This is a genomic window from Sphingomonas gilva, assembly GCF_003515075.1.
Classification (GTDB): domain Bacteria; phylum Pseudomonadota; class Alphaproteobacteria; order Sphingomonadales; family Sphingomonadaceae; genus Sphingomonas; species Sphingomonas gilva.
In genome coordinates this window covers 264,474-278,814 of the sequence record NZ_QWLV01000002.1, presented here as the reverse complement: position 1 = coordinate 278,814, position 14,341 = coordinate 264,474, and the positions used below count along the sequence as shown (strand labels likewise).

18 protein-coding genes are annotated in these 14,341 nt (G+C 67.8%); 14 read left to right on the top strand and 4 right to left on the bottom strand.

Going from position 1 to position 14,341, the window contains the following annotated elements:
• Nucleotides 1–5 precede the first annotated feature (5 nt).
• From D1610_RS05955 to D1610_RS05905, 11 genes are all read left to right on the top strand, one after another.
• Complete coding sequence (locus tag D1610_RS05955) at nucleotides 6–1,154, top strand: DUF1501 domain-containing protein (RefSeq protein WP_118863726.1); 1,149 nt, start codon at nucleotides 6–8, stop codon at nucleotides 1,152–1,154.
• A 201-nt stretch (nucleotides 1,155–1,355) separates the two neighbouring features.
• Entirely contained in the window at nucleotides 1,356–1,823 is a 468-nt protein-coding gene (locus D1610_RS05950) for an anthrone oxygenase family protein (protein WP_118863230.1), read from the top strand.
• A 29-nt stretch (nucleotides 1,824–1,852) separates the two neighbouring features.
• Nucleotides 1,853–3,583 carry an arginine--tRNA ligase gene (gene argS / locus D1610_RS05945; protein ID WP_118863229.1) on the top strand — a complete coding sequence of 577 codons (1,731 nt, stop codon included), beginning with the start codon at nucleotides 1,853–1,855 and terminating at the stop codon, nucleotides 3,581–3,583.
• Nucleotides 3,583–4,335, top strand: a complete 753-nt coding sequence (locus tag D1610_RS05940) for an SPOR domain-containing protein (RefSeq protein ID WP_118863228.1) — start codon at nucleotides 3,583–3,585, stop codon at nucleotides 4,333–4,335. Before argS ends, D1610_RS05940 begins: the two co-directional genes overlap by 1 nt.
• Nucleotides 4,336–4,512: 177 nt before the next feature.
• Complete coding sequence (locus D1610_RS05935; protein WP_118863227.1) at nucleotides 4,513–5,520, top strand: glycoside hydrolase family 3 N-terminal domain-containing protein; 1,008 nt, start codon at nucleotides 4,513–4,515, stop codon at nucleotides 5,518–5,520.
• Complete coding sequence (locus D1610_RS05930) at nucleotides 5,517–6,245, top strand: segregation and condensation protein A (RefSeq protein ID WP_118863226.1); 729 nt, start codon at nucleotides 5,517–5,519, stop codon at nucleotides 6,243–6,245. Before D1610_RS05935 ends, D1610_RS05930 begins: the two co-directional genes overlap by 4 nt.
• Nucleotides 6,242–6,820 carry an SMC-Scp complex subunit ScpB gene (scpB, locus tag D1610_RS05925; protein WP_118863225.1) on the top strand — a complete coding sequence of 193 codons (579 nt, stop codon included), beginning with the start codon at nucleotides 6,242–6,244 and terminating at the stop codon, nucleotides 6,818–6,820. The genes D1610_RS05930 and scpB overlap by 4 nt, the downstream gene beginning before the upstream one ends.
• Before the next feature lie 30 nt (nucleotides 6,821–6,850).
• Nucleotides 6,851–7,099: a twin-arginine translocase TatA/TatE family subunit gene (locus D1610_RS05920; RefSeq protein WP_118863224.1), complete on the top strand. Its 249-nt coding sequence runs from the start codon at nucleotides 6,851–6,853 to the stop codon at nucleotides 7,097–7,099.
• Between the two features lie 21 nt (nucleotides 7,100–7,120).
• A complete protein-coding gene (gene tatB, locus D1610_RS05915; protein ID WP_118863223.1) occupies nucleotides 7,121–7,483 on the top strand; it encodes a Sec-independent protein translocase protein TatB in 363 nt (120 codons plus the stop codon).
• The gene (gene tatC / locus D1610_RS05910) at nucleotides 7,480–8,247 is read left to right on the top strand and encodes a twin-arginine translocase subunit TatC (RefSeq protein ID WP_118863222.1); all 768 of its coding nucleotides are present in this window, start codon (nucleotides 7,480–7,482) and stop codon (nucleotides 8,245–8,247) included. The genes tatB and tatC overlap by 4 nt, the downstream gene beginning before the upstream one ends.
• Nucleotides 8,244–9,938 (top strand): phospholipase D-like domain-containing protein, encoded by a 1,695-nt coding sequence (locus D1610_RS05905; protein WP_118863221.1) that lies wholly within the window; start codon nucleotides 8,244–8,246, stop codon nucleotides 9,936–9,938. Before tatC ends, D1610_RS05905 begins: the two co-directional genes overlap by 4 nt.
• Before the next feature lie 3 nt (nucleotides 9,939–9,941).
• On the opposite strand, the gene D1610_RS05900 is transcribed toward D1610_RS05905, so the two are convergent.
• The 3 genes from D1610_RS05900 to D1610_RS16810 all read right to left on the bottom strand — a co-directional run bounded on the left by D1610_RS05900 (nucleotide 9,942) and on the right by D1610_RS16810 (nucleotide 12,073).
• Nucleotides 9,942–10,070 (bottom strand): entericidin A/B family lipoprotein, encoded by a 129-nt coding sequence (locus D1610_RS05900; protein WP_118863220.1) that lies wholly within the window; start codon nucleotides 10,068–10,070, stop codon nucleotides 9,942–9,944.
• A gap of 271 nt (nucleotides 10,071–10,341) precedes the next feature.
• Nucleotides 10,342–11,925, bottom strand: a complete 1,584-nt coding sequence (locus D1610_RS05895; RefSeq protein WP_245942004.1) for a sensor histidine kinase — start codon at nucleotides 11,923–11,925, stop codon at nucleotides 10,342–10,344.
• A gap of 10 nt (nucleotides 11,926–11,935) precedes the next feature.
• Nucleotides 11,936–12,073 carry a NepR family anti-sigma factor gene (locus D1610_RS16810; protein ID WP_147414267.1) on the bottom strand — a complete coding sequence of 46 codons (138 nt, stop codon included), beginning with the start codon at nucleotides 12,071–12,073 and terminating at the stop codon, nucleotides 11,936–11,938.
• 268 nt (nucleotides 12,074–12,341) lie between these two features.
• Between D1610_RS16810 and D1610_RS05890 the strand changes: the two genes are divergently transcribed.
• The 3 genes from D1610_RS05890 to D1610_RS05885 all read left to right on the top strand — a co-directional run bounded on the left by D1610_RS05890 (nucleotide 12,342) and on the right by D1610_RS05885 (nucleotide 14,063).
• Nucleotides 12,342–13,139: a response regulator gene (locus D1610_RS05890; RefSeq protein ID WP_118863219.1), complete on the top strand. Its 798-nt coding sequence runs from the start codon at nucleotides 12,342–12,344 to the stop codon at nucleotides 13,137–13,139.
• A 27-nt stretch (nucleotides 13,140–13,166) separates the two neighbouring features.
• Nucleotides 13,167–13,304 (top strand): hypothetical protein, encoded by a 138-nt coding sequence (locus D1610_RS17010; protein ID WP_182466719.1) that lies wholly within the window; start codon nucleotides 13,167–13,169, stop codon nucleotides 13,302–13,304.
• A 105-nt stretch (nucleotides 13,305–13,409) separates the two neighbouring features.
• Nucleotides 13,410–14,063: a sigma-70 family RNA polymerase sigma factor gene (locus D1610_RS05885; RefSeq protein WP_118863218.1), complete on the top strand. Its 654-nt coding sequence runs from the start codon at nucleotides 13,410–13,412 to the stop codon at nucleotides 14,061–14,063.
• A 3-nt stretch (nucleotides 14,064–14,066) separates the two neighbouring features.
• Here the strand turns inward: D1610_RS05885 and D1610_RS17515 are convergent, their stop codons facing one another.
• A complete protein-coding gene (locus D1610_RS17515; RefSeq protein WP_281268953.1) occupies nucleotides 14,067–14,192 on the bottom strand; it encodes a hypothetical protein in 126 nt (41 codons plus the stop codon).
• Nucleotides 14,193–14,341 lie beyond the last annotated feature (149 nt).

Genomic DNA, 14,341 nt, shown 5'->3' with positions numbered 1-14,341 from the left:
GCATCATGATGGACCGCAGGAACCTGCTGAGGACCGGCGCGATCGGCGCCGCCGCCGCGCTGTTCGCGCCGCGCATCGCCTTTGCCGCGGCGCCGACCGACAAGCGCTTCGTCTTCATCATCCAGCGCGGCGCGGCGGACGGCCTCGGCATCGTCGTGCCGGTGGGCGATCCGGCCTTCGCCGGCCAGCGCGGCGTGCTCGCCGATATCGCCGAGGGCGGGCTCAAGCTCGATTCGACCTTCACGCTGCATCCGATGCTGGCCGAGACGGGCAAGCTCTACGGCGCGAAGCAGGCGCTGTTCGCCCACGCCGTCGCCTCGCCCTATCGCGAGCGGTCGCATTTCGACGGGCAGAATGTGCTGGAGAGCGGCGGCAAGGGCCCCTATGCGCTGAAGGACGGCTGGCTCAACCGGATGCTGGCGCTGCTGCCCGAGGCGGATGCGCGCGCGCTGGCCATCGCCGCGGCGATCCCGCTGGCGCTTCGCGGAACCAGGGAGGTGGCGAGCTATGCGCCCTCCAACCTGCCCGACGCATCGGACGACCTGCTCCAGCGCGTGTCGATGCTCTATCAGGGCGACGCGCAGCTCCACGGGCTGTGGGAACAGGCGCTGGCGACGCGGACGCTGACCGGCGATCTCGCCGCCGACAACGGCCGCAACGCCGCCGCGACCGGCGCGCTCGCGGCGCGGCTGATGGCGCCGGCGAACGGCGCGCGGATCGCGATGATCGAAACCGGCGGGTGGGACACGCATTCGGGGCAGAAGGCGCGGCTGGGCGCGCAGCTGCGCGGGCTCGACGCGATGATCGGCGCGATCCGCACCGGTCTGGGCGCCGAATGGGCCAACACGATGGTGCTGGTCGCGACCGAGTTCGGCCGGACGGTGGCGGTCAACGGCACCAACGGGACCGATCACGGGACGGCGTCGGCGGCGATGCTGCTGGGCGGCGGCGTCAAGGGCGGGCGGGTGATCGCCGACTGGCCGGGGCTGGCGCAGGCGTCGCTCTACGAAGGCCGCGATCTCAGGCCGACGGGCGATCTGGACGGCTTCATCGCCGGGGCGGTGGCGGCGCATTTCGGGCTGGAGCCGGCGCGCGTGCTGCCCACGCTGTTCCCCCAATCGACCGCCGCGCAGCCGGTGGAGGGACTGGCCTAAAGATCCTCCCCCTGCGAAGCAGGGGGAGGGGGACCGTTCGCCGAAGGCGAATGGTGGAGGGGGGATCGCCACAAGCACCGCGTTCGGGGCGCCCCCTCCACCGCACTTCGTGCGGTCCCCCTCCCCCGCTTCGCGAGGGAGGAATAGCAGGATTGCAAGCCTTGCAATCATCGGCGAGCCTCCGGGCGGAGGGAGAAATCCATGCTGCTGACCGCCGCCATCATCATCGCCGCGCTGGGAAGCGGGCTGATCGCCGGGCTGTTCTTCGCCTTCTCCACATTCGTGATGCAGGCGCTGGCGCTGCGTCCGCCGGCCGAGGGGATGGCGGCGATGGTGTCGATCAACCGCGTCATCCTGCGATCGCTGTTCATGCCGGTATTCTTCGGCACGGCGATCCTGGGCATCGCGTTGGCGATCTACGCGCTGATCGTGCCGATGCCGGCATCGCCCTGGCTGATCGCCGCGGCGCTCGTCTACCTGCTCGCCAATATCGTGGTGACGATGGTGTGGAACGTGCCGCTCAACACCGCGATCGACCGCGCCGATCCGGCGGCGGACAATAGCGCGCTATGGGCGCATTATGTCGATCGCTGGACAAGGTGGAACCATGTCCGCACCATTGCCTGCCTCGCCGCCGCGGGCTTGTTCATCGTCGCGCTGATAGACTAGAGGCCGGCCTTCCCTGACTGGAAGTGCCCGTGACGCTCTACACCCGCTTTGCCGCCCATCTGAACGCCGCGCTCGATGCGCTGACCGCGAACGGCACGCTGCCCGAGGGGCTCGATCGCCGCAACGTGACGGTGGAGCCGCCGCGCGACGCCGGCCATGGCGACCTCGCGACCAACGCGGCGATGGTGCTGGCCAAGCCCGCCGGCACCAATCCGCGCGCGCTCGCCGAGGCGATCAAGGCCGAGCTGGAGAAGGTGGGCGAGATCACGGCCATTGCCGTCGCGGGGCCGGGCTTCATCAACCTGACGCTCAGCGACGACGCCTGGCGCGGCGAGATCGCGACGATCGCGGAAGCCGGCGGCGATTACGGCCGCTCGGCGAGCGGCAGGGGCGTGCGGGTCAATGTCGAATATGTCTCGGCCAACCCGACGGGGCCGATGCACATGGGCCATTGCCGCGGCGCCGTGGTGGGCGATGCGCTGGCCAACCTGCTCGAATTCGCCGGGCACGAGGTGACGCGCGAATATTATGTCAACGATGCGGGCGGGCAGGTCGATGTGCTCGCGCGGTCGGCGCACCTGCGCTACCGCGAGGCGCTGGGCGAGGATATCGGCGATATCCCGGAAGGGCTGTACCCGGGGGATTATCTCAAGCCGGTCGGACGCGCGATCGCCGAAGAGTTCGGCGATCGCTATGCCGCCAAGCCCGAAGCCGACTGGCTGGCGCTGTTCCGCGAGATCGCGGTCGCGTCCATGCTGGAGCTGATCAAGGAAGACCTCGCGCTGCTCGGCATCCATCACGATCTTTTCGCCTCGGAAGCCGCGGTGCAGGCGGCGAACAAGCCCGAGGCGGCCGAGGAATGGCTGCGCGCGCGCGATCTGGTCTATGACGGCGTGCTCGAAGCCCCCAAGGGCGAGACGCCCGAGGATTGGGAACCGGTGGTGCTGCCGCTGTTCCGCTCGACCAAATTCGGCGACGATTCCGACCGGCCGATCCGCAAGTCCACCGGCGAATGGACCTATTTCGGCGCGGACATGGCCTATCACTACCAGAAGGCCGAAAGCGCCGACCAGCTGATCGACATCTGGGGCGCGGACCATGCCGGCACGGTCAAGCGCATCCAGGCGGCGGTGGCGGCGCTGACCGAGGGGCGGACGCGCTTCGACGTCAAGCTGATCCAGATGGTGCGGCTGCTGCGCGGCGGCGAGCCGGTCAAGATGTCCAAGCGCGCGGGCAATTTCGTCACGCTGGCGGACGTCGTGCGCGAAGTGGGCAAGGACGTGGTCCGTTTCACCATGCTGACGCGCAAGGCCGATGCGCAGATGGATTTCGACTTCGCCAAGGTGGTGGAGGCGTCGAAGGACAATCCGGTCTTTTACGTCCAGTACGCCCATGCGCGCATCCGCTCGCTCAACCGGCGCGCGGCGGAGGCGGGAATCGTGGTTGACGCGCCGGCCGATCTGTCCCTGCTCGGGACAGCCGATCTGGCGCTGGCCAAGCTCGCCGCCCAGTTTCCGCGCACCGTGGAGGGCGCGGTGCAGGCGCGCGAGCCGCACAGGATCGCCTTTTATCTCTATGACTTGGCTGCCGCTTTCCATGCGCTGTGGAACATGGGCAATGATGATCCTGCGCGGCGTTTCCTGCTGACCGACGACCATGACGTGACGCGCGCACGCCTGTTCTTGGCCAACGCCGTCGCGCAGGTTATCCGTAACGGCCTGGCCGTCATGGGGGTGACGGCGGTCGAGGAGATGCAGTGATGACCGATATGGGCCGCGACGAGATGGAGTTGCGCGACGAGGATCGGCTGCCATGGCTCGAACCCGCAGAGGAGATCGAGGAGGAGGAGGGCATCTCCCCGGCCAAGCTGGTGGCGTTCGTCATCGCCGGGCTGGTCGCGATCGGCGTCGTCATCGGCGGCATCTACTGGTGGCAGGGGCGTCAGGCCGGGCTCGCCGGCGGCCAGGGCGAGCTGATCGCCGCGCAGGAGGGCGACTATAAGGTCAAGCCGGACCAGCCGGGCGGCATGACCGTCGACGGCAAGGGCGACACGCAGTTCGCCACCTCGGCGGGCGAGGCGCCCAAGGGCGCGATCGATCTCGACGCGCTGCCCGAGGCGCCGGTGGAGCGCGGCGCGGCGGCGCCGGCCGCGCAGCCCAAGGCGCCGCCCGCTCAGGCCAAGGCGGAGGCGGTGGCCAAGGTGCCGGAATCGGGCGGCCGGCTCGCCGCCAAGGCGCCGACCGCGCAGCCGGGCGCGCCCGCGCGCACGCCGGCGGGCGGGGTGCTGGTCCAGCTCGGCGCGTTCAGCTCGGAAGCCGCCGCGAACAAGGCGTGGGACCGGCTGTCGAAGCGTTTCGCCTTCCTCACGCCGCTGACCAAGGCGGTGGAATCGACCAAGGTGGCGGGCGCCACCCTCTATCGCCTGCGCGCCGCCGCGGGATCGAGCGAGCAGGCGCGCGAAGTCTGCGGCAAGCTGAAGGTCGGCGGCGAGAACTGCATGGTGGTGGGGTGATCTAAATTCCTCCCTCGCGAAGCGGGGGAGGGGGACCACGCGTAGCGTGGTGGAGGGGGAAAGCCGCGCGCGACACCGTTTACGGCGAGCCCCCTCCACCACCGCTCTCCGAGCGGCGGTCCCCCTCCCCGTGCCGGGGAGGATTGTTTGCGGCACGGCCTGCGCTAAAACCCGGACATGACCCCCGCCATTTTCGGCCTGTCCGGCCCCGCGATCACCCCCGACGAACGCGCTTTCTTCACCGAGGCCGATCCGGCGGGCTATATCCTGTTCGGCCGCAACGTCTCCGACCGGGATCAGATGCGCGCGCTGACCGACGACCTTCGGTCGCTCCACGGGCGTGATGACCTGCCGATCCTGATCGACCAGGAGGGTGGCCGCGTTGCGCGGATGAAGGCGCCGGTCTGGCCCGAATTCCCGCCGGGGCCGCGCTTCGACGCGCTCTACGAGATATCGCCGATGGCGGCGATCGAGGCGGCGCGGACCAATGCGCGCGCGATCGCGCACATCCTGGCCGAGGTCGGCGTGACGGTCGATTGCCTGCCGCTGCTCGACGTGGCGACGCCCTCGACGCACGCGATCATCGGCGATCGCGCGCTGGGCAGGGAGCCCATGCGCGTCGCGGCGATGGGTCGGGCGATCCTGGACGGCTTGCGCAGGGGCGGGGTGGTCGGCGTGGTCAAGCATATGCCGGGGCATGGCCGGGCGCTGGTCGACAGCCATATGGAGATGCCCCATGTCGATGCGAGCGCGGAGGAGCTGGAGAGTGATCTCGCCCCCTTCGTCGCGCTCAACCGGGCGCCCATGGGGATGACCGCGCACCTGCTCTACCGCGCGTGGGACGCGGACAATCCCGGAACGCTCTCGCCGGCCGTGGTGCAGGATATCATCCGCGGGCGGATCGGCTTCGACGGCCTCTTGATGACCGACGATATCGACATGAAGGCGCTGTCGGGCTCGGCCGGCGAGAAGGCGGTGCGCGCCCTCGCCGCCGGGGTGGACGTGGTGCTCGATTGCTGGGGGCGGATGGACGAGATGCAGGACATCGTCCGTCGCTGCCCGCCGATGACCGGTCGGGCGCGCGAACGGCTCGACCGGGCGATGGCGACGATCGCCGACGGCCGCGAGGAGGCGGATTTCGCCGAGCTCGTCGCCAGGCGCGATGCATTGCTGGCGGCGGCGTGAGCGACGCCGACGCCCTGACGATCGATATCGAGGGGTGGGAGGGGCCGCTCGACCTGCTGCTGGCGCTGGCGCGCACGCAGAAGGTCGATCTGCGCGAGATCTCGATCCTCGCGCTGGTCGAGCAGTATCTCGGCTATATCCAGGAGGCGCGGTCGCTCAAGCTGGAGATCGCCGCCGATTATCTCGTCATGGCGGCGTGGCTCGCCTATCTCAAGTCCGGCCTGCTGCTGCCGCGCGATCCCGAGGTCGAGCCCAGCCCTGAGGAACTGGCGCTGCGCCTGCAGCTCCGCCTCGAACGCCTCAACGCGATGCGCGAGGCGGGGGCGCGGCTGATGGCGCGCGACCGGATCGGCCGCGACGTCTTCCTGCGCGGCGCGCCGGAGGGCCTCCGCACCCTGCGCAAAGCACATTGGCAAGCCGAAATCTACGACCTAATAGCCGCCTATGGCCGCGTCTCGGCGCGCACGCGGCCGGTGATGCATGTCGTGGCGAGCCGCGAGGTGATGACGCTGGAGGCGGCGATCGAGCGCGTGTCGCGGCTGGTCGGCAGCGCGATCGAGTGGACCGCGATTCAAGCGTTCCTGCCCGAAGGCGCGACACCGCAGCTGCGCAAATCGGCGCTTGCGTCGAGCTTCCTCGCCGTGCTGGAGTTGGCGCGGCAGGGGCGGGTGGAGCTCAAGCAGAAATCGCCCTTCGCGCCGCTCTACCTGAAGGTCGCGTCGTGAACCCGGCCGACGAACTGGCGCGCGCGGTGGAGGCGGTGCTGTTCGCCGCCTCAGAGCCGCTGACGGTACACGATATCGCCGCACATGTCGGCGAGGGCTTCGACGTTCGCGCGGTGCTCGAACGGCTGGAGGCCGAATATGCGGGGCGGGGCGTGGTGCTGGTGCGGCGCGGCGAGCGCTGGCATTTCGAGACAGCGGCCGACCTGGCGCACGTCCTGCGCCGCGAGCGCGAGGAAGCGAGGAAGCTGAGCCGCGCGGGAATCGAGACCCTTGCGATCATCGCCTATCACGAGCCGGTCAGCCGCGCCGAGATCGAGGCGATCCGCGGGGTGCAGATCTCCAAGGGGACGCTCGACGTGCTGATGGAGGCGGGGTGGGTGCGGCCCGCCGGGCGCCGCGAATCGCCGGGGCGCCCGCTGACCTATGCGACCACGCCGGAATTCCTCGCGCATTTCGGCCTCGCCAGCCGCCGCGACCTGCCCGGCATCGACGATCTGCGCGCCGCCGGGCTGCTCGATCCGGTCGATCTCGCTTTTGAGGAACTGGCGGTGGAATCTGCCGGCGAGAACGCCTAGATAGGGCGCGCGTACAGGAGATTCTTCGAAATGGGCGGTTTGAGCATCTGGCATTGGCTGATCGTCGGGATCATCGTGCTGCTCTTGTTCGGCAAGGGCCGCTTTTCCGACATGATGGGCGATGTCGCCAAGGGCATCAAAAGCTTCAAGAAGGGCATGACCGAGGAGGACGAGGCGGCGCAGAAGCCGGCCCCTCGCATCGAGGCGCAGGAGGCCGCCCGCCCGGCCAGCGAGACCGTGATCACCCCCGTGGCGGAAGAGCAGAAGACCCCCCGCTAAGCTCCGCGCCGGAGCGCATCGATGCTCGATTTCAACATTTCAGAGATGGCCATCGTCGCGCTGGTCGCGCTGCTGGTCATCGGCCCCAAGGACCTGCCCAAGGCGATGCGCGTGGTCGGCCACTGGGTCGGCCGCGCGCGCGGTGTCGCGCGTCAGTTCCGCCAAGGCTTCGACAATATGGTTCGCGAGGCCGAGCTCGAGGAAATGGAAAAGAAATGGGCGGCGGAAAATGAGCGGATCATGCGCGAGCACCCGATGCCCGCGCCCGAGCATCCGATGGTGGCGACCGCCGATGATGGCGAAGCCGCCGACGTTGCCGCCGAGCGCGCTTCCGACGAGGCGGATCAGGGCGGTCCGCCGCCGCAGATGACGCCGCGGCCGTGACCGAAGACGCCGAGATCGACCAGAGCAAGGCGCCGCTGCTCGATCATCTGATCGAGCTTCGCCGGCGGCTGCTCTATAGCATATTAGCGCTGGCGGCATGCTTCGGCGTCTGCTTCTATTTCGCCCAGCCGATCTTCGGTTTCCTGGCGCAGCCGCTGCTGGCGGCGGGGCAAGGCAAGCTGATCTACACGCAGATTTTCGAGGCCTTCTTCGTGCAGGTGAAGGTCGCCTTCTTCGCGGCGCTGATGCTCGCTTTCCCGATCATCGCCAACCAATTGTGGCAGTTCGTCGCCCCCGGTCTCTACCGGCGCGAACGGCGGGCGCTGCTGCCCTTCCTGCTGGCGACGCCGCTGCTGTTCACTCTGGGCGCGGCGCTCGCCTATTATATCGCGATCCCCACCGCGCTTAAATTCCTGCTGAGTTTTCAGGGGGATATCGGCGGGGTGCAGCAGGAGGCGATGCCGGCGATCGGCAATTATCTGTCGTTCGTCATGCAATTCCTGTTCGGTTTCGGGGTCAGCTTCCTGCTGCCGGTGCTGCTGATGCTGCTCGAACGCGCCGGCATCGTCACCAGGCGGCAGCTCATTTCCGGACGGCGCTACGCTATCGTCGGGGCGTTCGCGATCGCGGCGGTGCTGACCCCGCCCGATATCGGATCGCAGTTCCTCCTCGCGATCCCGCTGGTGCTGCTCTACGAATTGTCGATCATCGGCATCTGGTTCACCGAGCGTAAGCGTAAGCGGGAGGTCGCGAAGGAGGCATGAGCGGCATCGTCGTGACCGCGGCGAACGCGATGCGCGCGCGCGACCAGGCCGACGACCCGTTTCCGCCGCGCGCCGGTTGCGCGGTCGAGCCGCTGATCGAAGCGGCGGAGATGTTTCCCGAGCTCGAACGGCTGGCGCTGGAGGCGACCGAGCATGTCTGGCTGGCCTTTCGCATCTTCGATCCCGCCACAAGGCTCCATTCGGGCGAGGCGAAGGCGCTGGGGCTCGCCGACTGGGGCGAACTGATCGGGCATATCGCCGGCAAGGGCGTCGCCGTCAGGATCATGCTCGCCGATTTCGAGCCGGTGATGGCCGATTATCTCCACGCCGGATCGTGGCGCGCCTTCCGCCGGCTGAAAGCGCTGCAGGAGGCCGAGGACGGCCGCGTGCAGGTGATGGTCATCGAGCATGCCGGCGAGATCGGCTGGGCCTGGCGGCAACTGCTGCGTCTGCCGCTGAGGAGCAAGACCAGGAGGGTGATCGCCGCAGTGCTGGCGGAGGAGGGCGCGATCGATGCGCGGCCGGGGCTGTGGCGCAACGTCAGATGGGAAGGGGCGAAGGCGCTGGGCTGGAAGGCGTCGGCGCCGCCGCGGCTTTGGCCCGCGACGTTCCATCACAAGTTCGCGCTGTTCGACGGGCGGACCGCGATCGTCGGTGGGATCGACGTCAACAACCGGCGATACGACGATGCCGATCACGATCAGCGTGCCGATCAGACCTGGCACGACATCTCCTGCCGGCTGACCGGACCCGTCGTGGCCGATGCGGCGCGGCACTATGCCCGGCTGTGGAACAGCGAGGCGCCGCGCGCCAAGGAGATCGCCGAATATTGGAGCGAGGGCGCGCCTGAGGCCATCGCCCTGGGTGAGATCGGACCGCTCGCCGAACCCGACACGGATCTGGCCGAAACCGGATCGGCGACCGCGCAACTGCTGCGGACGCGATCCTGCCGCAATGATTCCGCGTTCGCATTCGGTCCGCACGCCAATGTTCGCGAACTGAAGGCGGCGCATGCGCTGCTGTTCGGCTCGGCGCGAAAGCGGCTGTATGTCGAAGCGCAGTTCTTTCGTTCGAATGACGCCGCGCGCTGGCTGGCAGCCGCGCTCAAGGCCAGTCCGGCGCTGGAGGTGATCATCCTGATCGCCAACACGCCTGAGGAAATCGCTTTCGAGGGTCAGGGCAGCAACCCGGCGCACCGGCACGGCGAATATCTGCAGGCGCGCGCGCTGAAGCGTGTCGTAAAGGCCGGTGGCGCGGAGCGGGTGGGGCTGTTCACGCTCGCGCGCGATGCGAGGGCCAAGGGCAAGGAGCGCGAATTCGCCGAGGATCGCGGAACCGCATTCGGATCCGGCCTGATCCATATCCATTCAAAGCTGGTGATCGCCGACGACGATGCCGTGCTGCTGTCGTCCGCCAACATCAACGGGCGCAGCTTCGAATGGGACACCGAGCTGGGCGTGCTGTGGCAGCAGCCGGGCGAGGCGATCGCGCGATTCCGCGGCGAGCTGTGGCAGGCGCTGAGCCAAGGCGAACTCGATGAAAAGGCGAGCCTCGCCGATTGGCAAAAGCTCGCCTTTTCGAATGCCCGGCGCGATCCCGAAGACCGCGCCGGCTTTGTCATTCCCTACCAGATCGGCCGGGCGCGCCGCTTTGGCCGTCCGGCCTGGTTTGTGCCCGACGATCTGGTCTAAAGATCAATCGGCGGCGTCGGAGACGGTTTCGCCGACCGACTGCACGTCTTCGCCCGCGCCTTCGACGGTGTTGCAGGCGGATACGAGGATGGCGGCCGAAATCATGGCGACGCCCAGAAACTTGCGAAGCATATCAATTTCTCCCGAGTACTCGCGCAAATGCGCAAAGGGTGCGACGCGCGAACGGAAGATTCGTTCCGTCTGCGCACCGTCTTTTGGCAGGGGCTACCAGCGAAACAAATTGGGCCCGGAGAGCCGCCTGGGGGGATGGCGGTTCGTCCGGGCCCGTGTTCTGGACAGCGAGAGCGGGGGGGCAAAAGGTCGCTGTCCGAAAGTCAAAACGGCGATCTCGATCAGCGGTTCCACCGGCGCGATAAAAAAATCATGTTTGATTCATTTTTTGTCAGTCGCGCGCGACATAGCCGATTTCCACCGCGAAACGTCCCCGCTCCGGATCCTGCGAGAGCGGTGACCGTAGTTGGCGGCCCAGACCCTCGATCACGCGGGCGACGCTGCCGGCCATGTGTTTCGTCAGGCGGCTATTCGCTTGAAGCGCGGGGGATCGAACGGCCAGTTCGGCGCGCCCGGGCAGATCGACCGATCGGAGCGTGATCGCCAGCGTAGCCGATGGATCGACCTGCATCGCCAGCTCGATCAGCTCGGTGACGAGGAACGACACCGCGACCGCCGTATCCTGCGTGACGTAAAGCGATTCGAGCTCAAGCATGATCTGCATCCGCGCCGATCCCTCAGGCGCGGTCGCGCGGATGTTCGAGGCAAGCTCGCCCAGCACCGACCGCAGGTTCAGCCCGCGATTGACCTCCTGTTCGGCGAAATAGTTGCGGTGGACCACCGAAAGCGCATCGACCCGACGCTGGATCGAGGCGTAGGCGCGCACCGCCTCCGCACCCTTTGCGCCGCGCGCATGCAGATTGATCAGGCTGGAGATGACCTGCAGGTTGTTCTTGACGCGGTGGTGCACCTCGCGCGTCAGCCGCGTCTGGTGTTCGAGGCCGCGCGCCAGATCGGCTTCATGGTCGGCGACGATCGCGGTGATGCGGCGGAAGGTTTCGCCGAGTTCCTGGAGCTCGACCGCGGGCGTGCGCGAATCGGGGGGCGGGGTGAAGCTTTCGCCGGGGCGGTAGGCGACCAGCTCGCGCCGCAGCCGCTTCAGCGGGGCGAGAAGCAACCGGTCGGTCACCAGCCACGCAATCGCCGCGGCGGCGAACCACATCAGCAGCGGCGCGATCAGCGCGACGATCTCGGGGGCGGTCAGCGGCACGCGGCTGAGGCTCATCTCCGCATTCAGATCCCCCACGCCGAGCGGGACCGAAATATGCTCCTCGCGCGAGAAGGGCCCGAACTGCGCGGTGTCGCGCAAGGCCAGGCGGCTTTCGCCGGATACCACGGAAAGCCGATAGCCGGGCATCATGCCCGTGGGGCGCCCGACACTGGCAAGCAGCACGAGCGGAAAATACGCCTTGGCGACGACCGAACGGTCGTCCGACCGCACAGCCAAGAGCAGACCTTCGTTGGGAACGATGCGGCTGACGATGTCGCCCGACGCGCCGGCCTCGCCCGGAAAACTGGGTGCGAAACGTTCGCCGCAGAGCGCGGTCTGGCCGCGATGGCCGATCGAGAAGCGGGCATCGCGGCTGGTCTGCACCGCAAGGATGCTGCGCACCCGATCGCAGCTCTCCGCATTGCCGGGATCGGCCGCGAGCACATTGGCGGCAGTGCGCAGCGCGCCCATGTCGCCGACCAACTCGATCGAGAGGGCGCGCGCGCTTTCGGTAGCGGCGACGCGGAGCAGCGCGCGGCGTTCGACATCGGCGGTGCGGGTGGATTGCAGCGTCGCGATCAGCGCGATCATCCCCAGCGGCAGCAGCGCCAGCACGAGGATGAGGAACATCTTGAGCCCGGTGGCGAGCCGGGCGGGATCACGCAGGGTGCGCGGATCGGTCATAGCGGGGTCGGCGCGCGCCACGGCGCCGCGATCAGCCCAGCTTGGAGAGCAGGTCGAGCATCTCCGGCGGGACCGATTCGTCTACCGTTTTCTGATACACGGAGCGCAGCGCAGCCCCCATGTCCTGATCCTTGGAATGGACTTTCTTGCCGGCGGTCTTGCGGGTCATTTCAGTTTTTTGATTCTTTTCCGAACTCAACGCACTTCCCCCTGGACCCCCGATACAGCCTTACCTTGCGCTCCGAACTCCGGCCAATCCGGCCCTTCTGGGTGGGGCGATAATGGCCGAGGGTGGTGATGGAAACAAAAAACCGCGTCGTTTGTTCCATCCATCATGCGTCCTTCGGGCGCCGGGGGACGTGTGCCGCAGCGCGGGTTGCTTTCACCGACCACCGGACCCAAAAGGCCGCAATGTTTCGGAGGAGTAATTACCCGTCATGTCGTTAGGCCAGCAGCTTGCCCCCCATTTGCCCTTCCTCCGCCGCTATGGCCGCGCGCTGACCGGCAGCCAGACCCATGGCGACGCCTATGTTCGCGCTACGCTGGAGGCGATCGTCGCAGCGCCCGACGAGTTCCCGCGCGACGTCGATCCGCGGCTGGCGCTTTACCGCATGTTCCAGGGCATCTGGAACTCGACGAACCTGGACCAGGGCGGTGACGAGGGTGGAGGAGACGATGCCGAGTCGATCGCGCGCGCGCGTCTCGCCCGGATGACGCCGATGTCGCGTCAGGCGCTGCTGTTGACCGCGATGGAGGGCTTCACGCCCGAGGACACCGCCTATCTGATCGAGACCGACGCGGACGAGGTCGACGAGCTTGTCGCCGAGGCGCTCCGCGAGATCGAGAACCAGACCCGCGCGCGGGTGCTGATCATCGAGGACGAGCCGATCATCGCGATGGATATCGAGACCATCGTCCGCGATCTGGGCCATGAGGTGACCGGCGTCGCGGTGACGCGCGACGAGGCGGTGGCGCTGGCGATGGAGGACCGGCCGGGCCTGGTGCTCGCCGACATCCAGCTGGCCGACGACAGCTCGGGCATCGACGCGGTGAAGGATATTTTGGGTGAGTTCCGAGTGCCCGTGATCTTTATCACGGCGTTCCCCGAGCGGCTGCTGACCGGCGAGCGGCCCGAGCCGACCTTCCTGATCACCAAGCCGTTCCAGCGCTCCACCGTGAAGGCGGCGATCGCCCAGGCGCTGTTCTTCGACGAAACCACGGTCCCCGCCGCGTGAGGACACACCCCAGACGGGAGACGAACGATGCATGACGAAAATGGCGAGACCCATGTCTCCACCGACGAGGCGCGGGCAGGCGCGACGCCGCACATGACCCGCTATATCCTCGGCATATCGCTGGTCGCGATCATCGTGCTCTTCGCGATCGTGCTGATGATCTGACGAGCGGCATCTGCATTTCATTTCAACGTCTGGCCAAATGCGACCGGCGCACCTATCTTCGCGATCGGTGCCGCCGGTACGGGCCCTGTATTCTTGACGGAGCGTATGACCGACAGCCAACCCACCCGGATTGACGACGACGAGGATGACGAGGCGGCGCGCGAGGAGATCCCGCACACCCCGCTTTCCGACGACGAGTTCAAGGCGCAGCTGGCGCTGGTCATCCCGCATCTGCGCGCATTCGGTCGTTCGCTGTCGGGCAGCCGCGACCTGGCCGACGATCTGGTGCAGGAAACGCTGCTCAAGGCCTGGGCGGCGCGGCTGCGCTTCCAGGCCGGGACCAACATGCGCGCCTGGACCTTCATCATCCTGCGCAACCTCTATCTGAGCCAGATGCGCCGATCGCGCTTCAAGGGCGAATGGGACGATCTGGTCGCGGAGCGGCTGCTCGCCGCGCCGGCCAGCCAGGACCGTCACGTCGAGCTGGGCGACATGCAGCGCGCGCTGCTCCACCTGCCGCAATCGCAACGCGAAGCGCTGATCCTGGTGGGCGCGGGCGGCTTCGCCTATGAGGAGGCGGCCGAGATTTGCGGGGTCGCGGTCGGCACGATCAAGAGCCGCGTCGCGCGCGGGCGCACGGCGCTGGAAGCGATCATGGCGGGGAATGAGCTCTCCGCGCGATCCGACCAGGCGGCGCAGGACAAATCCGCGCTCGACACGATCATGGACGAGGTCGAGGAACTCAGCCGTCCGCGCTGAGCGTCAGGCGGTGGCGCGGAGCCTTTCGAGCATGCGCTGCATGTCGCAAGGCAGGTCTTCGAGCGCGCGGAACGTGTCGCGCAACGCGTTGCCGACGCCAGCACTGGGCTGGGGCGAATCGACCATCATGCGCGTGGCGCGCCGGGCATTCGAGTTCGGCTCAGAAGACATCATAGGTTACAACGCCTTGTGAGACCGATGGTTGCTGCAGTTCGTCGCGTCTGGCGGCCATGTGGCATAACCGCGTCATGACTCCGGCCCTTGATGATTCGCGGCGC

Excerpts from the sequence above, each read along its gene's own strand:
- D1610_RS05885 (WP_118863218.1), top strand. The coding sequence starts at position 13,410 with ATGACCGACAGCCAACCCACCCGGATTGACGACGACGAGGATGACGAG.
- D1610_RS17010 (WP_182466719.1), top strand. The coding sequence starts at position 13,167 with ATGCATGACGAAAATGGCGAGACCCATGTCTCCACCGACGAGGCGCGG.
- D1610_RS05950 (WP_118863230.1), top strand. The coding sequence starts at position 1,356 with ATGCTGCTGACCGCCGCCATCATCATCGCCGCGCTGGGAAGCGGGCTG.
- D1610_RS05890 (WP_118863219.1), top strand. The coding sequence starts at position 12,342 with ATGTCGTTAGGCCAGCAGCTTGCCCCCCATTTGCCCTTCCTCCGCCGC.
- D1610_RS05940 (WP_118863228.1), top strand. The coding sequence starts at position 3,583 with ATGACCGATATGGGCCGCGACGAGATGGAGTTGCGCGACGAGGATCGG.
- D1610_RS05905 (WP_118863221.1), top strand. The coding sequence starts at position 8,244 with ATGAGCGGCATCGTCGTGACCGCGGCGAACGCGATGCGCGCGCGCGAC.
- D1610_RS16810 (WP_147414267.1), bottom strand. The coding sequence starts at position 12,073 with ATGACCCGCAAGACCGCCGGCAAGAAAGTCCATTCCAAGGATCAGGAC.
- D1610_RS05900 (WP_118863220.1), bottom strand. The coding sequence starts at position 10,070 with ATGCTTCGCAAGTTTCTGGGCGTCGCCATGATTTCGGCCGCCATCCTC.
- D1610_RS05935 (WP_118863227.1), top strand. The coding sequence starts at position 4,513 with ATGACCCCCGCCATTTTCGGCCTGTCCGGCCCCGCGATCACCCCCGAC.
- tatB (WP_118863223.1), top strand. The coding sequence starts at position 7,121 with ATGCTCGATTTCAACATTTCAGAGATGGCCATCGTCGCGCTGGTCGCG.
- D1610_RS17515 (WP_281268953.1), bottom strand. The coding sequence starts at position 14,192 with ATGATGGTCGATTCGCCCCAGCCCAGTGCTGGCGTCGGCAACGCGTTG.
- D1610_RS05920 (WP_118863224.1), top strand. The coding sequence starts at position 6,851 with ATGGGCGGTTTGAGCATCTGGCATTGGCTGATCGTCGGGATCATCGTG.
- D1610_RS05955 (WP_118863726.1), top strand. The coding sequence starts at position 6 with ATGATGGACCGCAGGAACCTGCTGAGGACCGGCGCGATCGGCGCCGCC.